The 23,860-nt window shown below is 64.8% G+C and carries 23 protein-coding genes; 13 read left to right on the forward strand and 10 right to left on the reverse strand.

The genetic code is table 11. The annotated features are described in order from the left end of the window. Positions 1-85 precede the first annotated feature (85 nt). A complete protein-coding gene (locus tag ACKWRH_RS19375; protein WP_445221891.1) occupies positions 86-1,564 on the reverse strand; it encodes a protein adenylyltransferase SelO in 1,479 nt (492 codons plus the stop codon). A gap of 197 nt (positions 1,565-1,761) precedes the next feature. Between ACKWRH_RS19375 and aspS the strand changes: the two genes are divergently transcribed. After that, entirely contained in the window at positions 1,762-3,534 is a 1,773-nt protein-coding gene (gene aspS / locus ACKWRH_RS19380; RefSeq protein ID WP_445221892.1) for an aspartate--tRNA ligase, read from the forward strand. Between the two features lie 159 nt (positions 3,535-3,693). Here the strand turns inward: aspS and ACKWRH_RS19385 are convergent, their stop codons facing one another. Then, a complete protein-coding gene (locus tag ACKWRH_RS19385; protein ID WP_445221893.1) occupies positions 3,694-5,664 on the reverse strand; it encodes a hypothetical protein in 1,971 nt (656 codons plus the stop codon). Positions 5,665-5,910: 246 nt separating this feature from the next. On the opposite strand from ACKWRH_RS19385, the gene ACKWRH_RS19390 reads away from it, so the two are divergent. From ACKWRH_RS19390 to ACKWRH_RS19400, 3 genes are all read left to right on the forward strand, one after another. Then, positions 5,911-8,220: an NADP-dependent malic enzyme gene (locus tag ACKWRH_RS19390; protein WP_445221894.1), complete on the forward strand. Its 2,310-nt coding sequence runs from the start codon at positions 5,911-5,913 to the stop codon at positions 8,218-8,220. Between the two features lie 353 nt (positions 8,221-8,573). Further along, positions 8,574-9,026: a DoxX family protein gene (locus ACKWRH_RS19395; RefSeq protein ID WP_445221895.1), complete on the forward strand. Its 453-nt coding sequence runs from the start codon at positions 8,574-8,576 to the stop codon at positions 9,024-9,026. A gap of 62 nt (positions 9,027-9,088) precedes the next feature. Beyond that, entirely contained in the window at positions 9,089-9,298 is a 210-nt protein-coding gene (locus tag ACKWRH_RS19400; RefSeq protein ID WP_445221896.1) for a hypothetical protein, read from the forward strand. Positions 9,299-9,313: 15 nt separating this feature from the next. Here the strand turns inward: ACKWRH_RS19400 and ACKWRH_RS19405 are convergent, their stop codons facing one another. The 4 genes from ACKWRH_RS19405 to ACKWRH_RS19420 form a co-directional block, all read right to left on the reverse strand. Next, complete coding sequence (locus ACKWRH_RS19405; RefSeq protein ID WP_445221897.1) at positions 9,314-9,865, reverse strand: dihydrofolate reductase; 552 nt, start codon at positions 9,863-9,865, stop codon at positions 9,314-9,316. 7 nt (positions 9,866-9,872) lie between these two features. Beyond that, positions 9,873-10,886, reverse strand: a complete 1,014-nt coding sequence (locus ACKWRH_RS19410) for a polysaccharide deacetylase family protein (RefSeq protein ID WP_445221898.1) — start codon at positions 10,884-10,886, stop codon at positions 9,873-9,875. A gap of 165 nt (positions 10,887-11,051) precedes the next feature. Beyond that, the gene (locus tag ACKWRH_RS19415) at positions 11,052-11,618 is read right to left on the reverse strand and encodes a glutathione peroxidase (protein ID WP_014495728.1); all 567 of its coding nucleotides are present in this window, start codon (positions 11,616-11,618) and stop codon (positions 11,052-11,054) included. Positions 11,619-11,728: 110 nt separating this feature from the next. Continuing rightward, positions 11,729-13,348, reverse strand: a complete 1,620-nt coding sequence (locus ACKWRH_RS19420; protein WP_445221899.1) for a L,D-transpeptidase — start codon at positions 13,346-13,348, stop codon at positions 11,729-11,731. A gap of 208 nt (positions 13,349-13,556) precedes the next feature. On the opposite strand from ACKWRH_RS19420, the gene ACKWRH_RS19425 reads away from it, so the two are divergent. Next, entirely contained in the window at positions 13,557-14,105 is a 549-nt protein-coding gene (locus ACKWRH_RS19425) for a CreA family protein (RefSeq protein WP_445221900.1), read from the forward strand. A gap of 33 nt (positions 14,106-14,138) precedes the next feature. Here the strand turns inward: ACKWRH_RS19425 and ACKWRH_RS19430 are convergent, their stop codons facing one another. Then, positions 14,139-14,342 (reverse strand): hypothetical protein, encoded by a 204-nt coding sequence (locus ACKWRH_RS19430; protein ID WP_445221901.1) that lies wholly within the window; start codon positions 14,340-14,342, stop codon positions 14,139-14,141. A gap of 417 nt (positions 14,343-14,759) precedes the next feature. Here ACKWRH_RS19430 and ACKWRH_RS19435 point away from each other — a divergent pair, with 417 nt between their 5' ends. Together ACKWRH_RS19435 and ACKWRH_RS19440 are read left to right on the forward strand one after the other, a co-directional pair. After that, positions 14,760-14,927 carry a hypothetical protein gene (locus tag ACKWRH_RS19435; RefSeq protein WP_445221902.1) on the forward strand — a complete coding sequence of 56 codons (168 nt, stop codon included), beginning with the start codon at positions 14,760-14,762 and terminating at the stop codon, positions 14,925-14,927. A 58-nt stretch (positions 14,928-14,985) separates the two neighbouring features. Further along, the gene (locus tag ACKWRH_RS19440) at positions 14,986-15,351 is read left to right on the forward strand and encodes a hypothetical protein (protein ID WP_028147797.1); all 366 of its coding nucleotides are present in this window, start codon (positions 14,986-14,988) and stop codon (positions 15,349-15,351) included. A gap of 3 nt (positions 15,352-15,354) precedes the next feature. Here ACKWRH_RS19440 and ACKWRH_RS19445 read toward each other — a convergent pair whose 3' ends face one another. Then, positions 15,355-15,600, reverse strand: coding sequence for a DUF6719 family protein (locus ACKWRH_RS19445; protein WP_445221903.1), 246 nt, complete (start codon positions 15,598-15,600; stop codon positions 15,355-15,357). A gap of 67 nt (positions 15,601-15,667) precedes the next feature. Further along, entirely contained in the window at positions 15,668-17,140 is a 1,473-nt protein-coding gene (gene pdxR / locus ACKWRH_RS19450; RefSeq protein ID WP_445221904.1) for a MocR-like pyridoxine biosynthesis transcription factor PdxR, read from the reverse strand. 75 nt (positions 17,141-17,215) lie between these two features. On the opposite strand from pdxR, the gene ACKWRH_RS19455 reads away from it, so the two are divergent. The 5 genes from ACKWRH_RS19455 to kynU all read left to right on the forward strand — a co-directional run bounded on the left by ACKWRH_RS19455 (position 17,216) and on the right by kynU (position 22,394). Next, the gene (locus tag ACKWRH_RS19455) at positions 17,216-17,941 is read left to right on the forward strand and encodes a pyridoxamine 5'-phosphate oxidase family protein (RefSeq protein WP_445221905.1); all 726 of its coding nucleotides are present in this window, start codon (positions 17,216-17,218) and stop codon (positions 17,939-17,941) included. Between the two features lie 54 nt (positions 17,942-17,995). Continuing rightward, positions 17,996-19,273: an ArgE/DapE family deacylase gene (locus ACKWRH_RS19460; protein WP_445221906.1), complete on the forward strand. Its 1,278-nt coding sequence runs from the start codon at positions 17,996-17,998 to the stop codon at positions 19,271-19,273. A 227-nt stretch (positions 19,274-19,500) separates the two neighbouring features. Continuing rightward, the gene (locus tag ACKWRH_RS19465; RefSeq protein WP_445221907.1) at positions 19,501-20,310 is read left to right on the forward strand and encodes an alpha/beta hydrolase; all 810 of its coding nucleotides are present in this window, start codon (positions 19,501-19,503) and stop codon (positions 20,308-20,310) included. A gap of 34 nt (positions 20,311-20,344) precedes the next feature. Further along, positions 20,345-21,184 (forward strand): tryptophan 2,3-dioxygenase, encoded by an 840-nt coding sequence (gene kynA, locus ACKWRH_RS19470; protein ID WP_014495717.1) that lies wholly within the window; start codon positions 20,345-20,347, stop codon positions 21,182-21,184. Positions 21,185-21,191: 7 nt separating this feature from the next. Continuing rightward, a complete protein-coding gene (gene kynU / locus ACKWRH_RS19475) occupies positions 21,192-22,394 on the forward strand; it encodes a kynureninase (RefSeq protein ID WP_445221908.1) in 1,203 nt (400 codons plus the stop codon). An 89-nt stretch (positions 22,395-22,483) separates the two neighbouring features. On the opposite strand, the gene ACKWRH_RS19480 is transcribed toward kynU, so the two are convergent. Beyond that, positions 22,484-23,296 (reverse strand): cobalamin-binding protein, encoded by an 813-nt coding sequence (locus ACKWRH_RS19480; protein ID WP_445221909.1) that lies wholly within the window; start codon positions 23,294-23,296, stop codon positions 22,484-22,486. Positions 23,297-23,415: 119 nt separating this feature from the next. Between ACKWRH_RS19480 and ACKWRH_RS19485 the strand changes: the two genes are divergently transcribed. After that, positions 23,416-23,817, forward strand: coding sequence for a PaaI family thioesterase (locus ACKWRH_RS19485; RefSeq protein WP_028157491.1), 402 nt, complete (start codon positions 23,416-23,418; stop codon positions 23,815-23,817). Positions 23,818-23,860: the final 43 nt, after the last annotated feature.

Here is a 23,860-nt window from a genome sequence, read left to right on the forward strand (position 1 = left end):
GCGAAGCGTAATCCACCTCTTTGCTGTCCGCTTGTTGCGAGAAGTGGTGGATTACGCCTTCGGCTAATCCACCCTACGCACCGAGCTACGTCCCGCAGAACGTCTGCAACACTCGCTGGTCCGGCAGGGGCGGATCGGCGTAGGCGGCGTAGTCCGGCTGCTCCTCGAACGGCTTGGCCTGCACCTTCACCAGCTCCTCGAACGGCGCGTAGTCGTCGTTGTTGACGGCCGCCTGGATCACGGCCTCGACGCGGTGATTGCGCGGGATAAACACCGGGTTGACGGCCTGCATGGCGGCTTGACGCTCGGCTGCGGCCTGCGGCTCCAGCGCGATGCGTTCGCACCAGCGTCTGGCCCAGTCGTCGAAGGCTGAGGGGTCCATGAACTGCGCGCGGACGTCGGCGATATCGGCCTCGTCGCCCGCGGCGTCACCGAGCTTGCGGAAGGTGAGGGTAAAGTCGGCCTGGTTCTTCGCCATGGCGTCCAGCAGGTCCTGGATCAGCGCCTCGTCGCCGTCGCGTTCCGTGAACAGGCCGACCTTCTTGCGCAGGCCTGCTTGATAGGCGTTGCTGAAGGTCTCGGCGAAGGCGCCGAGAATGTCCTGGGCTTCGGCGACTGCCCTTTCCTGGTCGTCGGAGAATAGCGGTAGCAGGCATTCGGCGAGCCGGGTCAGATTCCACAGCGCGATGCGCGGCTGGTTGGCATAGGCGTAGCGGCCCATCTCGTCGATCGACGAGAAGACCTGCGCGGGGTTGTAGGCGTCCATGAAGGCGCAGGGGCCGTAATCGATGGTCTCGCCGGAGATGGAGCTGTTGTCGGTGTTCATCACGCCGTGGATGAAGCCGACCAGCAGCCAGCGCGCGACGAGATCGGCCTGACGCGCGACGACGCCGGCGAGCAGCGCGTGATAGGGGCGCTCTGCATGGAGCAGATCTGGATAGTGGCGGGCGATGACGTGGTCGGCTAGCCGGCGGATCGCGCCGGTCTCGCGGCGGACGGCGAAGAACTGGAAGGTGCCGACGCGGATGTGGCTCGCGGCGACGCGCGTCAGCACGGCGCCGGGCAGCGCGGTCTCGCGGATGACGTGCTCGCCGGTGACGACCGCGGCGAGCGAGCGCGTGGTCGGGATGCCGAGCGCAAACATGGCTTCGCTGACGATGTATTCGCGCAGCACCGGCCCGAGCGCGGCGCGGCCGTCGCCGCGGCGGGAGAATGGGGTGGGACCCGAGCCCTTGAGCTGGATGTCGCGGCGGATGCCGTCCCTGTCGATGACCTCGCCGAGCAGGATCGCCCGGCCGTCGCCGAGCTGGGGCACGAATTGCCCGAACTGGTGGCCGGCATAGGCCATGGCAATGGGATCGGCGCCGGGGGGAACCGTCTTGCCGGCCAGGATCTCCGCGCCCTCAGGGGTCTCCAGGATATCCGGATCGAGCCCGAGCTGGACCGCCAAGGGCCGGTTCAGCTTGATCAGCCGGGGGGCGGCCACAGGGGTCGGCGCGACGCGGGCAAAGAAGCTGTCCGGAAGTGCCGAATAGGAGTTCTGGAAGGGGAAATGGACGATCATGGAGGTAAAGATAGGCGGGGAACGCCTGATGGCAAAGGCTTGAGGCCCAATCGGCCAAAAATGGGCGTTTCTGGCCCAAAACAGGCCGTTCCCTTGGTTGCCGCCTCCGGTCTCGTCGGGTAAACCCTGCCGCAACTTCGGACCGGTTGTTTCAGGCCGTCCGATTCGCTTCCTCCGACATCGAATTTGGGACGACCATGCATCGCTACCGGTCACATAAATGCGGCGATCTCCGCGAGAGCAACATCGGCGAAACAGTTCGCCTCTCGGGCTGGGTCCATCGCGTTCGCGACCATGGCGGCGTGCTGTTCATCGACCTGCGCGACCATTACGGCCTGACACAGTGCGTGGTTGATCCGGACTCGCCGGCGTTCGCGCTGGCCGAAAAGCTCCGCTCGGAGTTTGTGGTCAAGATGGACGGCAAGGTCCGCCGCCGCCCCGAGGGGACCGACAATGACGATCTGCCGACCGGCAAGATCGAGATCTATGTCAGCGAGATCGAGGTGCTCGGTCCGGCCGGCGACTTGCCGCTGCCGGTGTTCGGCGACCAGGACTATCCTGAAGACATCCGCCTGAAGTACCGCTTCCTCGATTTGCGCCGCGAAAAGCTGCACCAGAACATCATGACGCGCGTCGACATCATCAAGTCGATGCGTCGGCGCATGGAGGGGCAGGGGTTCTTCGAGTTCAACACCCCGATCCTGACTGCGTCCTCGCCGGAAGGTGCGCGCGACTTTCTGGTGCCCTCGCGCATCCATCCCGGCAAGTTCTATGCGCTGCCGCAGGCGCCGCAGCAGTACAAGCAGCTGCTGATGATGTCGGGCTTCGACCGCTACTTCCAGATCGCGCCCTGCTTCCGCGACGAGGACCCGCGCGCCGACCGTCTGCCGGGCGAGTTCTACCAGCTCGACGTCGAGATGAGCTTTGTCACGCAGGAGGACGTCTTCGCGGCGATGGAGCCCGTCATCACCGGCGTGTTCGAGGAGTTCGCCAAGGGCAAACCGGTGAGCAAGAACTGGCGCCGGATCCCGTTCGCCGAGGCGCTGCGCAAATACGGCAGCGACAAGCCGGACCTTCGTAACCCCATCGAGATGCAGGACGTTTCCGAGCATTTCCGCGGCTCCGGCTTCAAGGTCTTTGCGCGCATGCTCGAAGACCCCAAGAACCAGGTCTGGGCGATCCCGGCGCCGGGTGGCGGCAGCCGCGCGTTCTGCGACCGTATGAATTCATGGGCGCAGGGCGAGGGCCAGCCGGGCCTCGGCTACATCATGTGGCGCGAGGGCGGCGAGGGTGCCGGTCCGCTCGCGAACAACATCGGGCCAGAGCGTACGGCTGCGATCCGCGCGCAGATCGGCGTGAAGGAAGGCGATGCCGCCTTCTTCGTCGCCGGCGACCCCGACAAGTTCTGGAAATTCTCAGGTCTCGCCCGCAACAAGGTCGGCGAGGAGTTGAACCTCACCGACAAGGAGCGGTTCGAGCTCGCCTGGATCGTCGACTTCCCGATGTACGAGTACAACGAGGACGACAAGAAGGTCGACTTCTCGCACAACCCGTTCTCGATGCCGCAGGGCGGCCTCGACGCGCTGAAGGGCCAGGACCCGCTGACCATCAAGGCGTTCCAGTACGACATCACCTGCAACGGCTACGAGATCGCCTCGGGCGGCATTCGTAACCACGTACCGGAAGCGATGGTGAAGGCGTTCGAGATCGCGGGTTACGGCGAGCAGGAAGTGGTCGACCGGTTCGGCGGCATGTACCGCGCCTTCCAGTACGGCGCGCCGCCGCATGGCGGCATGGCGGCGGGCGTCGACCGCATCGTGATGCTTCTGTGCGGCACCAATAATCTGCGCGAGATCTCGCTGTTCCCGATGAATCAGCAGGCCATGGACCTGCTGATGGGTGCACCGTCGGAGCCCAGCACCAAGCAGCTCCGCGAGCTGCATGTGCGGGTGAACCTGCCGCAGAAGTGAGGCCGTCGACTCTCCCGGCGATTGGGGGAGACTGCCTCCACATCGTCATTGCGAGCGCAGCGAAGCAATCCAGAAACTTTCCGCGGAAGGACTCTGGATTGCTTCGTCGCAAGAGCTCCTCGCAATGACGAGGAGGAAAGAGCCGCCTTTCTCTCGCCCCTACAGCCCCGTCGACGCCTCGATCCTGAACTGCGCCAGCGCGACGATCGGCTCGCTGTTCAGCGCGTCCACGAGTTGAAGCACCGGCACCTTGCCGAGCGGCGTGAGCTTGATGGTGAGCGTCTGACCTGAGGTCTCGACGAAGCCGGCGAGTGCATCGACCGCCGCTTTCGCATCGAGATTGGCGGCCGTGACCTTCTCGCCCTGTGCCCGGATCATCTCAGTGATGGCGCTGCGGGCGGCGTCGCGACTGACATTCTGCATGCGCGAGAACTGCGCCACGATCAGATCGACGATGCCGCTGTCGCGCAGGGAGAGCTCGAGCGTGCCGGTCTCGACCTGCGCCATCTCACTCATAGCCTCCATCGGGTCGGTCGTGGTGAACAGGCCGCGCGGCACATTGGCGAGCGCGAAGCGGGCCTGAGCTTTGGCAAGGTTGCCGAGATTGATCGTTGCAGGCGCAAGCGCAAACGCGCCCGAGGACTCCGTCCAGGCGGCACCGAGATCGAGGTCGATCGCGAGCTTGTCCACGCCCGCCATGATCAGCGGCCGCTGCGCCGGATTGGCGGGATCGGTCGGCGTGACCATCTTCACGACCAGATTGGCCTTGCTCGGGATCGATCCGACGAGCTGGCCCCAGTTCAGGCTGATCGTATCGATGGTGACGAGCTGCCGCGTGTTCTTGTAAGGCGAAACCACGCCCTTGATCTCGGCACCTTCGAGCACCCGGAACAGGCCCAGCATCTGATCGGGGGAGGGAGGCTGCCCGGGGGTTCTGAGGCTTGCCGCCCAGCGCATCAGATTCGCGGCGCTGAAGGATTTCAGCGCGAAGCGCTCCATCTTGAGCTGCCCCTGCGGCATCGGCATTTCGAGGCCTTCCAGCGCTATTTTGTCTTGATCGTATTTGACGGCGCTGAGCTTTCCCGTCCCTTGCGGCGTCTCGACCGTTTGTTTGCCGATTTCGGCCTTGCCGATCTGAAAGCCCTCGAAGAACTCGGCCACCTTCTCGAACATGTCGCGCGACTGCGCCGGCGTCGGGATCGAACCGTCAGCCGGCATCAACGCCATGATTTCGGCCGGGCGGAATTTCGAGGGCCGGATCGCAATGTCGTCGATGGCGACATTGTCGATTTGCACACGCACGCCCGGTGCCATTGTCACCGCGGATGAATTGGCTGAGATGCGTCGATAGATCCTGTGGAAACCGTCGTCGCTCGACCCTTGCGGATCGAGGGCGGCCGTCACTGCGCTTGCGTCGAAATCGTAGGCGGCCAGACCGGACAGCTCGCCGGTCATTTTCGCGGGCTTGCCCGGCTGGGTCACGTCGAGCGAGTAGGTGATACGGTCCGTCTTCGCCGTTTCGATCTTGCCGCGGTTGACGTTCTGGACCGCAAGACCGGAATAGACGAAGTCTCCGCTGCCGGCATTGCCGGTGCCCGCATCGATATTAGCCGCGACGGTCGGCGCCACGATCGAGGACGCCGAGACAGTTGCGTATTGCGCGAGCATAAAGCGGTACATGTCGATGATCGAGCCGGACAGCGGAGCGCTGGCCGCACGGGTGGGACCGGAAAAATCGCGAGCGGTGATCTGCGGGATCTTGTAGTTCGCTTTCAGCTTCGCCCGATCGGTGTACGTGAAGGCGACCTCGACCCCAGACACTTCGATGCTGTCGGCCGAGAAATGGGCTTCATCTGGCTGGCGTATACCGACGGCCGTGACCTTTGCGATCTTGACGTCGGCTAACTCAGGCTGGGCGGGCTCGACATTGATATTCTCGATCGTCAGCGTTCGGGTCGCGAGCTCGAACGCCACTTTGCCATGGCTCGCCTTGCCGCCGCCGGAGCGTATCTGCTCGAACGCCGCCTCGACCTCGGCGGTGGCGCGATGCTGGACGTAGAGGTTGAAGCCGAACCATCCGCCCGCGGCAAGCACGGCTGCCACGATCAGGCCGATCAGGATTCGTTTCATTCCCAGCTCCAGTTGCTCGTATTGCACTGCGCAACCTGCCATATTCGGGAAATGTCGCGCGGTCTAGGGAAAGCTAGCGCTATCAGATATTTGACCATGCGCCCTGTTGATGGGGGCGCAATCGGATGTTGCCACCGGGGCGCCCGCCGTGCTTCATCCCGTTTCCACGACCCGGAAATACCGTCCGCTTGGGCGGCGGCTCCGGATGAGGCATTTTGAGGCCGCTAACGCGAGGCGAGACACCGCATGTCGTCTTTTTCCGATGATCTCCACCAGGCGGCGCTGGCCTATCACCGTCTGCCGCGCCCCGGAAAGCTCGAGATCCAGGCGAGCAAGCCGCTCGCCAACCAGCGTGACCTCGCGCTTGCCTATTCTCCGGGCGTTGCCGCCGCCTGTACCGAGATCGCCAAGAACCCGGCGGAGGCCGCCACGCTCACCACCCGCGCCAACCTGGTCGCGGTGGTCTCGAACGGCACCGCGGTGCTCGGCCTCGGCAATATCGGCCCGCTGGCCTCCAAGCCGGTGATGGAGGGCAAGGCGGTCCTGTTCAAGAAGTTCGCCGGTATCGACGTGTTTGACATCGAGATCGCCGCCGACACCATCGAGCGCGTGGTCGAGACTGTGGCCGCGCTCGAGCCGACCTTCGGCGGCATCAATCTCGAGGACATCCGCGGACCGGAATGCTTCGAGATCGAGGCGCAGCTGAAGGAGCGTATGAAGATCCCGGTCTTCCATGACGATCAGCACGGTACCGCCATCATCGTCGCCGCCGCCATCACCAATGGCCTCCGGCTGAACGGCAAGAAGCTGGCCGACGTCAAGATCGTGGCGTCGGGGGCGGGGGCCGCCGCGATCGCGACGCTCAACCTCCTGGTGTCGATGGGCGCGCAGCGCAAGAACATCTGGGTCTGCGACATCGACGGCCTCGTGCATGAGGGCCGCAACACCACGATGGACCGCTGGAAGGCGGTCTACGCGCAGAAGACCGAGAAGCGCACACTGGGCGATGTCATCGGCGGCGCCGACATCTTCATCGGGCTGTCGGCACCCGGCGTGCTCAAGCCGGAGATGGCCAAGGCGATGGGCGACAAGCCGCTGATCATGGCACTCGCCAATCCGACCCCGGAGATCATGCCGGAGGAGGCGCGGAAGGTGCGCCCCGACGCCATGATCTGCACCGGCCGCTCCGACTATCCGAACCAGGTCAACAACGTCCTCTGCTTCCCCTTCATCTTCCGCGGCGCGCTCGACGTCGGCGCCAGCGCCATCAACGAGGAGATGAAGCACGCTGCCGTCGAGGCCATCGCGCAGCTCGCGCGCGAGGCGCCGTCGGATGCAGTGGCGCAAGGCTTTGACACCGGCGAAACGCAGGGCTTTGGCCCGGGCTCGCTGATCCCGAGCCCCTTTGATCCCAGGTTGATTCTGCGCATCGCGCCCGCCGTCGCCAAGGCCGCGATGGAGTCCGGCGTCGCGACGCGCCCCATCACCAACTTTGACGAATACACTGCGCTGCTCGAGCGCTTCGCCTTCCGCTCCGGCCTCGTCATGAAGCCGATGTTCGCCAAGGCCAAGACCCAGCCGGTGCGCGTGATCTACGCCGAAGGCGAGGACGAGCGCGTGCTGCGCGCCACGCAAGTGGTGCTGGAGGAGAAGCTGGCGACGCCGATCCTGGTCGGGCGTCCGTCCGTCGTCGAGGCGCGCATCAAGCGCTTCGGCCTGTCGATCAAGGCAGGCAAGGATTTCGACCTCGTCAATCCCGAGGACGATCCGCGCTATCGCTCCTATGTGCAGTCCTATGTCGAGGTCGCCGGCCGCCGCGGCGTGACGCCGGATGCGGCGCGCACGGTGGTGCGCACCAACAACACGGTGATCGCCGCGCTCGCGGTCACGCGCGGGGAGGCGGATGCCATGCTCTGCGGCGTCGAAGGCCGCTACATGCACCACCTCCGCCATGTCCGCGAGATCATCGGCTTCTCCGCGGGGATCATCGACTATGCGGCGCTGGCGCTGCTGATCACCAGCAAGGGCGCCTTCTTCATCGCCGACACGCAAGTTCGTCCCAATCCGAGTGCCGAGGAGCTCGCCGAGATCGCCTCGCTGGCGGCGGTCCACGTCCAGCGCTTCAACATCAAGCCGAAGATCGCCTTCGTCTCGCACTCGGATTTCGGCAGCTACGATACCGAGTCCTCGCGCAAGATGCGCCGGGCGACGCAGCTGTTGAAGGAGAAGCATCCCGAGATCGAGGCCGACGGCGAGATGCAGGGCGACACCGCGCTATCGTCGGCTGCGCGCCGCATGGTGCTGCCGCACTCCAAGCTCGAGGGCGAGGCCAACATCATGATCATGCCGAGCCTCGACACCGCCAACGTCGCCTATCAGATGATCAAGTCGCTGGCGGATGCGCTCCCCGTCGGCCCGATCCTGATCGGCCCGGCGCGCCCCGCCCATATCCTCACGCCCTCGGTGACGGCGCGCGGCATCCTCAACATGACGGCAGTTGCGGTGGTGGAAGCGCAGGAGCGCGCTGCACGGCAGCAGCCGACGTTGTTTACGTAAGATGCCGTCTTACCCTCTCCCCCCTTGTTGGAGAGGGTGGATCGCCACGTTAGCGGCGAGACGGGTGAGGGGTTTCTATGCACGAGTCCCACCGCTATTGAGCTCGCGGATAGATACCCCTCATCCGGCGCCATAGCCGAGGCTTCGCTTCGGCGTTCTTAAGAACGGCGGCCGCAGGCCGCCTATGCCACCTTCTCCCACAAGGGAAGAAGGTGCGCCGCCCGCGTCGCCAACTTTTGAATTGCTCGCAGTTCGCCATTTCCCCGTTTGTAAACCGGCGCACGACTCTTCATAATCGCCCGGTACTCTCGTCAAGACGCCGATTTCAAAAAGCCTGAGCCAAGAGGCCGACCATGCCAGCGTTCGTGACTTTCGGGCGAATCCTGTTCGCCGTGCTGTTCATCTACACGGGCGCGACCAAGCTCTTTGCCCTCCAGGCGACGGCCGATTTCATCGCCACCAAGGTCGTGGTGCCTGAGGTCATCGAACCTTACGCCAAGCAGATCGAGACGGCGACCGCCATGACCACGCCGCAACTGCTGGCGATCGCGGTCGGCGGGCTCGAGATCATTGCCGGCGTGATGATTGCGCTGAACTTCGGCGCGCGCTTTTTCGCATTGCTGATGATCATCTACATCGCGGGCTCGACCGTCCTGTTCTCCGATTTCTGGAATCAGGCGGCACCCGACAACGCCAAGATGGTGGTCGACGCGCTGAAGAATCTCTCGATCATCGGCGCGCTGTTCATGATCATGGGCTATGGCCGCGCTACGCGCTCGGCCGAGACGGCCTACGGGGACGTGTAAAGCGAGTTGATGGCTCGTCCGTTTGCGACGAGCGCATGAACCATCATTCACAGATTATGGTTTTGAGATCACAGCGGTTCCACAAGATCGTGGCCGCTGCTAATGGCGCACTCGATCTCTTCACCGACTGCATCTCCACCCGCGCCGAATATCGCGTCACGCATCTCGGGGCGCGAGACGATCTGTCGTCTGATTTCATGACCAGCCTGAGCGCGGGCGGCACGGTGCACACGCTGCGTGGTGTGCTGGCTTATCACCTTCCGACGCCGTAGCGCAGATCGCCTGTGCTAGACCCGACGCCACGGCGTCACCGTGACGTGATGCACCGCGTCGAGCAGGTACGGTGCCCCCGGTTTCATCCCGTGTGACGCCAGCACCTCATGCGGCGTCCGCTCCGGCACGCCGACAAAGCAGCCTTCGCCGCCGGGCAACCGCACATGCGGGGCTTCCGACAGCCAGAACGTGTCGTAGCGGTCCATGAACATGTCGAACACGACGGGGCCGCCGATGATTGCGACCGTGCCGGAGGCGACATCCGCGAAAGCGCAGGCCTCCTCGAAGCTCGCATGCTCGGGATTCCACAGCGTCGCGTTCGGCATCTCCGGGTCGACGGTGAGCGCCTTGATCTTGCGGGTGAGGATCAGCCGCTTGCGCTTCGGCGAATTCGGCTGCTGCTCGTGTGAGTGCCCGCCGTGCACGATGATCGCGGCACGATCCAGCGCCTGCTCGAAGAACCGCTTGTCGCCTTCGAACACCAGCGTTGGGGGCATGATGTGCGACGGATCGGCAAGCATGCCGTCCGCCGATATGATGACGTAACCTTCAAACCGGAAAGACAATTGCGGTCTATTCCGAGACCGTCGTCACGACGCTGTTGACCGGCCGGTTGCTCACCGTCGGCAGCTTGACGTCCTTGAGCAGCTCCTGGTCGTATTCCGGCAGCGTCGAGGCCGGGAATTTGGCACGCATCGCCACCACCTTGTAGCCGCCGGCCTTCAGGCGCTTGAGCAGCTCGGGCAGGGCTTCCGCCGTGTGCTTCTGGAAGTCGTGCATCAGGATGATGCCCTTGCCCTTGGTGTCGAGCTTCTTCATGACGGTCTCGATCACCTTCTCGGGCTTCGACGCCTTGAAGTCGAAGGAGTCGATGTCGCAGGAGAAGATCGCGACGTTGCGGTTGCCGAGATAGGTGACCATCTCCGGCGGATGCTGGAGCGCCGGGAAGCGGAAGAACGGCGAGGGCGAGATGCCGCCGAGCGCCCACTTCACTGCCGAGAATCCCTTCTCGATCTCTTCCTTGCGCTGCGCTTCCGTGAGCTTCTTGTTGTTGAGGTTGGCGTGCGACCAGGTGTGGGCGCCGACGGTGTGGCCGGCCGCATAGACCTGCTTCAGGATCTCCGGCTCGTAGGTCGCGTGCTTGCCGATCGAGAAGAAGATGCCGGTGGTGCATTCGTCGGCGAGCGCCTTCAACACGGCGGGCGTGTTCTTGGGCCAGGGGCCGTCGTCGAAGGTCAGCACGACCTCCTTGTCGCGCAGGAAGTCGAGCTCCTTGAAATGCTCGAAGCCGAAGCCCGGACCACCCGTGGTGTCGATCTCCACGGTGCGGGCGACGCCGAGCGCGCCGGGCGTGTTGCAGGCCGGGCGGGCGGGCTGGGGCGCCTGTTTCGGCGGGGGCGGGAAGGCCGCTTGCGCCGGCGCAGCGGCTACCGCCGCGGGAGCCGGCGCCGGTGCTGCGGCGGGGGATGCAGCCGGTGCCGCTTGGGTGGCGGCTGCGGGCTTTGCGGCCGGGGTCTGCGACCACGCTGCGCCTGCCATCGCAACCGACATCGCGCTTGCCAAAATCAGTCCTGCCGCCACACGCATGGTGATGTCCTCGAGATTGATCCCGTTGTTCCGCCGCAGCTTTTCGCCTCTGGCAAAACCATCCTGCCCCTTGATAGTCCTAGCCTAGATGGTGGGCCCTCGTCATTGCAACGGCTGTTTGGCACCCCGCCACAATTGTGCCCAACCGGATGCGGGCTGCGGGTGTCAGCTGTCGGCCAGCGCCTTCGCGATCGCCGTCTTGACCCGTGTGTCCGTCGGATCGACCGCAGACGGATACACCTCGGCAATGTAGCCGTCGCGCCCGATCAGGTATTTGTGGAAGTTCCAGCGCGGAACGTCGCGGGGGCGCGCCTCGGCCGCCCATTTGTAGAACGGATGCGCCTTGGCGCCGACCACCACGGCCTTGGCCGCGATCGGAAAGGTAACGCCGTATTGGTGGTGTGCGGTCTCCGTGATCTCGCTGGTGCCGCCGGGCTCCTGACCGCCGAAATCGTTGGAGGGCACACCGATCACGGTGAGCCCGCGCTCGCGAAACTCGCTCCAGATTTCCTGCAGGCCGGCATATTGCGGAGTGTAGCCGCAGAGCGAAGCGGTGTTGACGACCAGCAGCGGCTTGCCCGTGAACGCGGCAAGGCGGATGTCGTCGCCTGATAATGCAGGGAAAGAGAAGGCATAGGCCGAGATCCGGCTCATGCCGCCATCGGCACGGCTGCGTCCAGCAGACGCGGTCGTCGCGACAAGCGCGGCGAGCATGGTCCTGCGGTTCAGCATGGCAACGTCCCCCGACGTGATCCGGGACGCACTTTACTGCGTCGGCGCGACGCGCCTGGTCAACACCGCGTTATCGGACGCGGCAAGGCGCCACTTTGCTCGAAAGCGCTCTAGTACAGGCGGACGATGAAGTCGGTGCCTTCGCCGGTCTCGCCCTGGTTGATGCCCTGGTCGGAGACGATGATCGAGCCGCCCGATGTCAGCATCTCGTTGATCCTTGCCATGGTGTCGGCCGGGATCGAGATACGGTCGAGTGCCTCGGCCGGGCTGTCCGGCATGACCACGGGTTTGGCTGTAACGGGCTTGGCGGCGACGGGGATCACGGCGGCGCCACGCTGGCGGAGTGTCACGCGGCTGTCATCCTCGCGCGCGGCGGCGCGGGCGGAGACCGGCAGCGATACCACTGACCAACGCAACGCGTTGGTGTTGGTCTTGTCGACCTCGGCGGTGAAGACGTGGGTGCCGAGCGGCCGGTCGCTCGCAGCGATCGTGACGGGAACCTCGAACAGCGGCGCAAAGTTCTGCCGCACGTAGAGCTTGGAATCCTTGCGGCTGATGAACACCGCGATCTGGCCGGCCCGTTTGGGCGTCTCCGGCTTCGCGGCAGGCGCAGGATCGGCGACGCGGGTCTCGTCCTTCTTGGCGTCGGGCGAGGCGGCGAGCGCCGGTGCGGCAGCGGGCGTATCGGGTTTCTTCGCGGGCGCGGCGGCTTCAGCCTTGGGCGCTTCTGCAGTCTTGGGCGCTTCTGCGGCCGCGACGGGCTTTGCGTCGGTGCTTGCGGGCTTGGCGGCTTCTTCCGACTGCGGCTTGACCGGGTCAGATGCCTCGGCGCTCTTTTCAGACTTGGCCTCAACCTTGTCGGCCGGAGCGGCTGCTTCCTCGCGCGCCGGTGCATTGCCGGTGGTCACATCCGACATCACGGTATGGCCGACCGACGAACGCAGCTCGAGCGCGCTCTCCGCGCTGGCGGTCTTCGTCTCGACGGGCTTTGCTTCGCTGACTTTGGTTGGTGCGGCGCCCTTGTCGGCCTTGTCGCCGACATTGGTCTGCGGCTCCAGGCTGACGGCGGGCTGCGGCGGCACGCGCACCGAGGCGAGCAGGGGATGCGAGAAATTTTGCGGCGACATCTGGCCGGGCGAGACGATCACGCGCGCGCCCATTCTGGTCCAGTTCCACATCTTCACCGCGAACGCCATCGGCATGCGGATGCAACCGTGCGAGGCCGGATAGCCCGGCAGCACGCCGGCATGCATGGCGATGCCGGACCAGGTGATCCGCTGCATGTACGGCATTGGCGCGCCGCTATAGATGTTGGACTGATGGAATTTGTGCTTCTGGATCACGCTGAACACGCCCATCGGCGTCGAGTGGCCCTTCATGCCTGTCGACACTGGGGATTCCGCGAAGACGCCGTTGGTGTCGTAGACCGTCACCTTCTGCCGATCGATCGACACGACGATCACGAGCGGACCTTGCGGCTTGGTGCCGGCTTCCTTCTCGGCGACAACCGCTTTCTTGCCGGCCGTACTGCGCTTCTGAGGCTTCTGCCGGGGAATGTCGGGATAGCGCTCCTGCCGGGCGGCGTAGGATCCGTCGGAGTAGTCGCTCCAGTAATAGAACGCCGCGTCCGCCTGGCTGGTCAAGCCAATCGCACCCGCCGCCGTCAAAATGGCGACCTGCCACAGCCGGACTGGCCTGGCAGAAAAACTGGCCCCGTTCACGCTATTCATTCCTCGAATCCACAATCCAACTCAGAAATTAGTCTCGCAGAGGGGATACGCGTTCACTAGCACGGCAGTTCTGCCGCCAGCGACTTTTGTCCATGACGTAGCAAAAAAGCCTCACGGAGCGGTAAACGGCGGCTGTAACGGCTGCTGGTCGTCTTCCTGACCGGCTGTCGCATGCCTACATTGCCGGGACTTGTTACCGGAGAACTTCATGTCATCTCGTTTCCCCGGTCTTTCCGGCATCCGCCTGAAAGACCTCGCTTTATTCCTCCTGCTGCTGGCTGTACCAGCGACTTCCGCAACCGCCGCCGACGAGCCGGATCTGATCTTCCGCCGCTCGACCGTGTTCAAATGGATGAGCCCGAACGACAAGCTCGCGACCTACGGCCTCGACGACCCCGAGGTCGAGGGTGTGGCCTGTCATTTCACGGTGCCGGAGAAGGGCGGCTTCAAGGGCTGGCTCGGCCTTGCCGAGGAGGTCTCGGACATCTCGCTGGCGTGCCGTCAGGTCGGTCCGATCAAGTTCAAGAACAAGATGGAGCAGGGCGACGACATGTTCCGCCAGCGCCGCTCGCTGTTCTTCAAGAAGATGCAGATCGTGCGCGGCTGTGATGCCAAACGCAATGTGCTGGTCTACATGGTCTATTCGGACCGGCTGATCGAGGGCTCGCCGAAGAACTCGACCTCCACGGTGCCGGTCATGCCGTGGGGACCGGCTGACGCCAACGTCCAGAAGTGCGGCGAGTTCTTCACTCAGTGACGCGCTTGCGTTCACCCAGTGACGCGGGTGCGTTCACTCAGTGACGAGAGTGCGGCTGGCGCGCGGCTTTGCGAGATGCGACCCGGTCAGCCGCACGAATGCTTGTGGCGCGGCCTCGTGGCCGCGGCCCGACTGGAGCGACATTGCCCCGATCGAAGCGACCCGGCTGGATTGCGGGTCGGCACGGTCCGTCCGTAGGTCCGCGTCGCGCGGCGTTGCGCGATCTTGCGCCGTCATGATGGCATCCCTCAACTGAACGCGCCCGGTGGTTCCGGGCTTCTCGGTTTCGATGGCTTGGGTCGCAGTCGAATCGCCCCCCGGTTCGACGGAACCCAGCCTTCGTTCGGGCTTCTCTTCAGCAGAAAAGCGTAAAATGCATGTGAAGTGCGGAAGGCGTGCGTGTGACGGCGCGCCGTGTGGGTCTGCTTCCAGGCGCGGACAGAGCCTGCAAGGCCACTTTCAGGCGCCGCGCGGCCCCTCTGAAAAGACTGGGATTTTCCGCTGAATGTTTCGTCGCCAGGGGCGCGATGAAACAATTCTCACAAAGACGAAACCATTTTCCGCTTTTGGCGCATCACGCGCGAAACGACGCATGGTTATCAGCTTCACAACGACGACGGCGGACCGCCGGCCACGGAACTGGGACACGAGATCATGCGCACGCTTAGCTTCATCCTTGCCTTCGCTTTCGTGCTCGCCGGCTCTTCGTTCGCAGGTTCGCCGGACGGCAATCTCCCGGGCGTCGGCACCTTCAAGTACAGCGGCTCGCCGCCGGTCATCGCTCCGGCATCGCAACCGATCGTGGTCGCTGCGCGTTTCTGATCGACAGCCAAGAAAATCACAAGAAAATCACAAGAAAAACCAGCCGATAAAGGCCATCATGATTGTCCGGTTCTGCGCCGCAGCGTTCGTTTCGCTTCTGACGATCAGCGCTGCCCATGCGCAGGTGCGGGCTCCCTCCAGACTACCGGATCCCCGCAGCGAGTTCGTCCGTCAGTGTGCGCCGCGGATGCTCGGGCGTTGGGAGCATCCCGAGGAGGTCTGCGGCTGCCTGCATGATCACGCCGCTGCGGCCGTCGAGGACCGCGATCTGCGCGAGGCGCTGTTGCGCGGCATCAGCGAGACCGGCGTGCCAACGATCGAGACTGATTGGGTGCCGGCGTCCAAGCAGGGCGAGATCGGCTCGACCTTCACTAAGATCGCCAAACCGACCTTGCAGTGCATGTTCGACCCGGCGAAGTCATAACCATCACTTCGATTTCGGACCGTAGCGCGGCACACAGGCCGTGGTCCGCGCCACGCCCTTGTCGGTCATTCTCGCGCCGCGCACTTCCTTGACCTGCCCGGCGGGGCAGGTTCCGTCATCCACTTGCACGCGCTGGCCGAGCTTGAGATCGGTGATGTCCTGTTCACGTCCGACAGTGACGGCATGCGCCGTCGTCGCGAGGGCGACCGAGATCAGCAGCGAGAGGCAGGTCGCGCGGCGCAGCAGCATGATGTGAGGTCCCGGCGTCGATGCCGCAATGTAGGGAGCGGCAGGCGATTCTCATAGTGAACGTTCGTCACGCCCGCCGGGCCGATTTGCTCCTCGCGCGCAAGGCACCGCGCGACTCCAGCGCGAGCCGTTCGGCGGAGGCCACGAGTTGCGGAACCGCGTGGCCGGAAAATCCCAGCACGAATCCGGGCAGGGGACGCGCACGCGAATAGGTGTCGGCCAGTAGCCAGCCTTCCGCGCCTGCCGCCTGCTTGGCCTCTGCCGCCGCCGACAGCTGGACCGACGGATCGAACCGGGCGACGAGGTGCAGCCCTTGCGACGGCACCGGCACCGACAGCGCGCCGTCGGATGCTGCTTCCAGGGTCTCAGCCAGCGCGTCGCGCGCCTCGCGATAGAGCTTGCGTACCCGCTTCAGGTTCGCGGCGAACGCGCCGGAATTGAGCATGTCGGCCACCGCGCCCTCCATCAGCGTTCCGGGAAAGCGGTCGAGCGCGGCGCGCGCGGCCGTGACATCAGCGATCAGCCGCTCGGGCAACGCGCAATAGCCGATGCGCAGGCCCGGAAACAGCGTCTTGGCGAACGTGCCCATGTAGATCACGCGCTGGAGATGATCGATGCCGGCAAGCGACATCAACGGCGCGCCGTCATAGCGGAACTCGCTGTCGTAGTCGTCCTCCAGCACGAAGGCGCCGGCCTGCCTCGCCCAATCCAGCAGTTCCAGCCGTCGCGGCATCGACATCTGTACGCCCAGCGGAAACTGGTGCGACGGCGTCACATAGGCCGCACGTGCGGACGATGCGGCGGTGCGGCCCTTGGCGACAAATATCCCGTGCTCGTCGACCGGAACGGGCACGGCACGATATCCGCAATGCGAAATGGTTCTTCGCGCGGCGGGGTAGCCCGGGTCCTCGCACCAGACCTGGTCGTTGGGCTTCAGCATCGCGCTCAACACGATGCGCAGCGCATGCAGCGTGCCTGAGGTCAGCATGATCTGATCCGGGTCGCAGCGCAGGCCACGCGCCGACAGCAGATGATCGGCGATCGCCGCGCGCAGCTCGCGGCTGCCGCGCGGATCGCCATAATGCAGATGCTCGGACCCGAATGCGCGCATGCGCCGCCCGACAAAAGCGCGAAAACGCTGCACCGCGCGTTCGTCGATATGGGTGCAGCCGAGCGCGAACGCGCCCTGCCTGGGTGTTTCGACCACGGCCTTCGGCTTCCTCGGCTCGGCGGCGCGTGCGGGAATGCGCGCGGCGACGAAGGTGCCGGAGCCGACGGTCGCCGCGGCAAAGCCGTCGGCGATCAGCCGTTCATAGGCAGTGACGACGGCGTTGCGGCGGAAGCCGGTTTGCTTGGCCAGCGTCCGCGACGGAGGCAGCGGTTCGCCGGGTTTGACCAGGCCAGAGACGATCATGTCGCACAACGCCTGGTACAGCCGGTGCGCCGACGACGCGCCCGCGGTGATGTGCGGGCCGGTCAGGTCGAGGGGCAGTTCGGCCTTGGCCGGCGAGGGGACAGAATTGGTCGGAATTTTTCGCATGGAATTGGCACTATCGCAGACCAAATCCGCGGCTACAACTCTCCTGGAATTGTTCCAAGCCCGACAGGAGCGGCCGTGAGCCAGACTGAAAGCCAGAATTCCTATCCGACGTCAGCGCGCAACCAGGTCAAGCGCCGTCACGACCGCGGCTTCTACGATCACGACACGGTTCACCGCATCCTGGATTCCTCGATGCTCTGCCACGTCTCCTACGTGATCGACGGCCAGCCCTATTGCACGCCGACTTTCTTCTGGCGCGAGGGAACGAAGCTGTACTGGCACGGCTCGAGCGCCAGCCGCATGCTGCGCAACCAGACCAGGGGCGAGCGCGTCTGCCTGACGGTCGCCCATCTCGACAGCCTCGTGCTGGCGCGCTGCGGCTTCAACCATTCCGCCGACTACCGCGCCGTGATGGCATTCGGCACCGCCTATCTCGTTACCGACCCCGAGGAGAAGGAGCGGGCGGTGATCGCCATGGTCGATCGCTTCTTCCCGGATCGCACCGCGAGCCTGCGTCAGAGCAGCGCGCAGGAGATCAAGGCGACCTCCTTCATTGCAATGGAGATCGAGGAAGCCTCGGCCAAAGTCCGCGCCAAGGGTGTCGCTGACGACGACGAGGACTACGAATTGCCGATCTATGCCGAGCGCATCCCCGTGCGCACCGTCTTGGGCGCGCCGGAGCCGTGCCCGCGCCTGCTGGATGGTGTAACCCGGCCTGCGACGCTGAATGGCTATTCGGAAGGCCGGCTGCTCGAAGATGCATTGCGGGATGCTTATTTTGTGGAGTACCCGAACGCCTGAAATCGGCTAGCTTGCGCTCTATCGATGATCTGAATGCCCGATTGGAGTAGCCTGATGAACGCCGACACGCAGCAGAGGATTCTTGACGCCGTCGATGCCGGCTTCGAAGCCCAGCTTGCGACCACAAGCGCTTTCGTCGCGATCCCTTCGACCCGCGGGGCGGAGGGGCCGTGCCAGGACATGATCGGCGATCTCCTGCGCGCGCGGGGCTACGAGGTCGACGACTGGCACATCGATGTCGATGACCTCAAGGACCTGCGCGGCTTCGGTCCGATCGAGCACGATTTCTCCAAGGCGCGCACGGTGGTGGGCACCTACCGACCGCAAACGAATGGCGGCAAATCGCTGATCCTCCAGGGGCACTGCGACGTCGTGCCCGCGGGGCCGCTGGAACTGTGGGACACGCCGCCATTTTCTCCGGTCATCAAGGACGGCAAGATGTTCGGCCGCGGCGCCTGCGACATGAAGTCGGGCACGATCGGCGCGCTCTACGCGCTGGATGCGATCAAGGCGGCGGGTTTCAGGCCGACGGCGCGGATCCACTTCCAGTCCGTGATCGAGGAGGAGAGCACCGGCGTCGGCGCGCTCTCGACATTGCAGCGCGGCTATCGTGCCGACGCCTGCTTCATCCCGGAGCCGACCGGCGGCAAGATGGTGCGCTCGCAGGTCGGCGTGATCTGGTTTCGCCTGCGCGTGAAGGGCCATCCGACCCACGTTGCCTTCGCCGGCTCCGGCGCCAACGCAATCATGGCGGCCTATCATTTGATCCAGGCGCTGCAAAAGCTCGAGATCGAGTGGAACGAGCGCGCAAAGGCCGATCGGCACTTCAAGACGCTGAACCATCCCATCAACTTCAACCCCGGTATCATCAAGGGTGGCGACTGGGCCTCCAGCGTGCCGGCCTGGTGCGACGTCGATTGCCGTATCGCCGTCCTGCCGGACTGGTCGATCGCCGATCACCAGAAGGAGATCATGGCCTGCGTTGCGGCTGCCGCGCGCAACCACCGCTTCCTCGCCAACAATCCGCCGGAGGTCGAATGGTCGGGCTTCCTGTCGGAGGGGTATGAACTGACCGACGCCGCGGCGCCCGAGGCCGCGTTCGGCAAGGCCTTCAACACCGTCTATGGCGGCGAAATCCAAGACCTCGTCTTCACCGCGCTTACCGACACCCGCTTCTACGGTCTCAATCACGGTATCCCGAGCCTCTGCTTCGGAGCGAGCGGCGGCGAGATGCACGGCTTCAACGAATTCGTCGAGCTGGAGTCGCTGAAGAAGTCGACCAAGGCGATGGCCCTGTTCATCGCGGATTGGTGCGGGCTGGAGAAGGCGTAGCTCGCTCCGTCGTCATGGCGAGGAGCTCTTGCGACGAAGCAATCCAGACTGTTGCTGAGGAGGCAGACTGGATTGCTTCGCTGCGCTCGCAATGACGGAGTTTGCCGCTCTGCTGCCCGAAGCACAGGCAGCCCAAAATCCTTTAAGCTTAAAAGAAAGACTAGGCCGCCGTCCTGACTGGTGGCAGACTGGCCCCCAGTTCGACGGCCGAATCCTTGGGTGTCACGATGCGCGATTGGGATGATGCTTATGCCAATTCGGCCCATATCCCGGGCTCGGACAAGATGCCGGCCCAATGGGCGGAGCGGGCAGCGGCTTACCGCGCCGGCCTGAAAGACTTCCGCGCGGACGCCTCCTACGGCCCGGGCGAGCGCCAGCGTCTCGATCTGATCCTGCCCGACGGCGACAGCAAGGGCCTCGTCGTCTTCGTGCACGGCGGCTACTGGATGCGCTTCGACAAGTCGACCTGGACCGATCTGGCCGAAGGCGCGCGGCATCACGGCTGGACGGTGGCGCTGCCGAGCTACACGCTGACGCCGGCCGCGCGCATCTCCGACATCACCGCAGAGATCACCGCCGCGATCGCCAAGGCGGCTTCGCTCGTCTCCGGCCCGATCCGGCTCGCCGGCCATTCCGCGGGCGGCCATCTCGTCACGCGGATGTTGTGCAACGACAGCCGGCTCGAGCCTGCCGTCTACAACCGCATCGCCGGCACGCTCTCGATCAGCGGGCTGCATGATCTGCGTCCGCTGCTGAAGACCAAGATGAACGAGACGCTGCGCATGACCATGGACGAGGCGACGCTTGAAAGCGCGGCGCTGCACCTGCCGCGGGGACATTCGCCGGTCACGGCCTGGGTCGGCGGCGGCGAACGGCCCGAATTCATGCGCCAGTCCGATCTGATCGCCAATGTCTGGACCGGCTTCGACGTACCGACGCGCCTCGTCGTCGATCCCGGGCTCAACCATTTTACGGTGATCGACGGACTGAAGGATCCGTCGTCCCCGATCACCGCGCGCCTGATCGGCCTCGACTGACGCGGCGAGGATCGATCGATCGAAAGGGCCTGCCATGACGTCCAGCGATTACGATCCCACGAGCGAAGGCGCCGAGACCGATTTCGCCCGGCGCATGTCCTACGGCGACTATCTGGCGCTGGATGCGATCCTCGGCGCGCAGCATCCGCTCTCGGAAGCCCATGACGAGATGCTGTTCATCATCCAGCATCAGACCACGGAGCTGTGGATGCGGCTTGCGATCCACGAGCTCAGCGCCGCGCGCCGCGCCATCGCCAGGGATGAAGTGCAGCCCGCGATGAAGATGCTGGCGCGGATGTCGCGCATCTTCGAGCAGCTCAACGGTGCCTGGGACGTGCTGCGCACCATGACGCCCAGCGAGTATACGCGCTTCCGTTCGCAGCTTGGCCAGTCCTCGGGCTTCCAGTCGCGTCAGTACCGGCTGATCGAATTTCTGGTGGGCAACCGCAACCACGCCATGCTCAAGCCGCACGCGCACGATGTGGAAACGACCAGGCTGCTCGAAGGCGAGCTTGCCACGCCGAGTCTGTACGACGAGGTGCTGCGGCTCGCCGACCGCAACGGGCTCAAGATGCCCGCGTCCGTGCTGGCGCGCGACGTTCGCGAGACCCACAGCTTCAACGAGGGCGTGCTCCAGGCCTGGCGGATCGTCTACGAAGCGCCGGAAACGCATTGGATGCTCTACGAGCTTGCCGAGAAGCTGGTCGATTTCGAGGACTATTTCCGACGCTGGCGCTTCAACCACGTCACGACGGTCGAGCGGGTCATCGGCTTCAAGCGCGGCACCGGCGGCACCGGCGGCGTCAGCTATCTCAAGCGCATGCTGGAGGTCGAGCTGTTCCCCGAGCTCTGGCGCGTCCGCACGATTCTGTAGAGATCCCATGACCAAGCTCCGCGTCTATGACGACACCAGGGCCTTGTTCCATTTGCCTGAGGGCGTGATCTATCTCGACGGCAATTCGCTCGGCGCGCTGCCGCTGGGCGTTGCCGAGCGCGTCAGCAACGTCATCACGGCCGAGTGGGGCAACGAGCTGATCCGCGCCTGGAACAGTGCGGGCTGGTATGCCCAGCCGCGCCATGTCGGCGATCGCATCGCGCGATTGGTCGGTGCGGAAGCCGGCTCCGTGATGGTCGGAGACACGCTGTCGCTCAAGGTCTACCAGGCTCTCGCCGCCGCGCTCGACATGAACGCCTCGCGCAAGGTGGTGCTATCGGACATCGGAAACTTTCCGACCGATCTCTACATGGCCGAGGGGCTGATCGCGACGCTCGGCCGCGGCCATCAATTGCGCCTGGTGGCGCCGGAGGAGATCGAGGCCGCGTTGTCGGAGGAGATTGCGGTCCTCTACATCACCGAGGTCGACTATCGCACCGGACGGCGCCACGACATGGCGACGCTGACCGCAAAGGCGCATGCGCTCGGCATCGTCACGGTCTGGGACCTCGCGCATTCGGCTGGCGCGCTACCGGTCGATCTCGCTGGCTGCGGCGCCGATTTCGCCGCCGGCTGCACCTACAAATACATCAACGCCGGCCCCGGCGCGCCGGCCTTCCTCTACGTCGCGCCGCGCCACGCCGACGGCGCGCGCGCCGCGCTGTCGGGGTGGATGGGCCACGCCAAGCCGTTTGCGTTCGAGCTTGGCTACGCAGCGGCCGGCGGCGTCGAGCGCATGCGCGTCGGTACCCCGCCGGTGCTCGCAATGGCGGCGCTGGAGGCCTCGCTCGACATCTGGGACAGGGTCGACATTCGTGAGGTCCGTGCGCGTTCGCTGGCACTTGGCGATCTCCTGATCGCCGAGGTCGAACGCCGCTGCCCGCAGCTCAAGCTCGTCACCCCGCGCGCGCACGAGCGCCGCGGCTCACAAGTCTCCTTCGCCTTCGACGGCGGCTATGCCGCCATGCAGGCCCTGATCGCCCGTGGCCTCATCGGCGATTTCCGCGCGCCTGACATCATGAGGTTCGGGATTACACCGCTCTACATTGGGGAGAGCGAGATCATGCGAGCAGCCGAGATCATCGAAGAGGTGATCGCAGGCGAGGTCTGGCGTCGGCCGGAATATCAGGTCGTGAATGCGGTGACGTGAGGCTCGGTGGCCGCCCAGACGTCATTGCGAGGAGCTCTTGCGACGAAGCAATCCAGAATCTCTCTGCAGAGGCACTCTGGATTGCTTCGCTATGCTCGCAATGACGGGATGAGAGAGCTGTGCTCGCCCCACAACGCCGTCACGATCGCATCCAGCCCATCCGTCAGCGCCGCCGGCCCCGGCTGCAAGATGATCGGCGACTTGATCTCGACGATGCGATCATCCCGCACGGCCGGAATTTCACTCCAGCCGTCGCGCTGCTTGATCCGGGCAGACACCACCTTCTTGCCGCACCAGGAGGCGAGGATCACGTCGGGCGCCGCCTCGCGCACCGCCTCCGCCGAGACGATGCGATCCTTTGCCGCCTGCCGATGTCGCAGCTCCGGAAACACATCCTCACCGCCGGCGATCTCGATCAACTCGGACACCCAGCCGATGCCGGAGATCAACGGATCGTCCCATTCCTCGAAATAGACCTTTGGCCGCGCCGAGGGGCGAGGTGTTGCCGCTATCTCTGCGAGGCGCCGTTCGAGATTACCGGCAAGGCCTTCGGCGCGTTCAGCGGCGCCGACCAGCGCACCAAGTGTCCGGATCATCGCCAAAATCCCGGCGATGTCGCGCTGATTGAAAACATGGACGTCGACGCCCGCGCGGACGAGATCGGCGACGATGCCGGCCTGGAGGTCGGAGAAGGCCAGCACCAGCTCCGGTTCCAGCGCCAGGATCTTCGGAATGTCTGCTGAGACGAAGGCCGACACCCGCGGCTTCTCCCGCCGCACCTGAGGCGGGCGGACGGCGTAGCCGGAGACGCCGACGATGCGGTCCCGCTCGCCGAGCAGGTACAGCGTTTCGACCGTCTCTTCGGTCAGGCAAACGATGCGGCGGGGCGGGAAGTGGCGCATGGGAAGAGCATATGCGCAAATGCCGTCGCCGATGTCAGCAGGGTCATTACCTCGGACGTCATTGCTTTGCCGCCCGAAGCAATTCACGCTGAGACAACAATGAATTGGGAGGAGATCCGATGACGCCGCTCGAGAAGCTTAAAGCGATGAAGATGCCGTTTGCCGAGCTCAAGGGCGTCGAATTCGTCGAGGCCGAGAAAGACCGCGTGGTGGCCCGGATGACGGTCAGGCCCGACCTCTGCACGCTCCACCACACCATCCACGGCGGCGCGGTGATGGCGCTCGCCGATTCCGTCGGCGCGGCCGCGACCGTGATCAATCTGCCGGAGGATGCCAAGGGCACCACGACGCTCGAGAGCAAGACCAACTTCATCGGCGGGGCGAAGGAGGGAACCACGGTTATCGCCACGGCCACACCGGTCCATCGGGGACGGCGGACCCAGGTCTGGAGCACCCGGCTGGAGACCGAGGACGGCAAGCTGGTCGCCGTGGTGACCCAGACCCAGCTGGTCCTCGTATGACTACGGGGGTTTGATTTTATTAACGAATTGGTCGCTTTCGATG

This window comes from Bradyrhizobium sp. Pa8 (genome assembly GCF_052588265.1).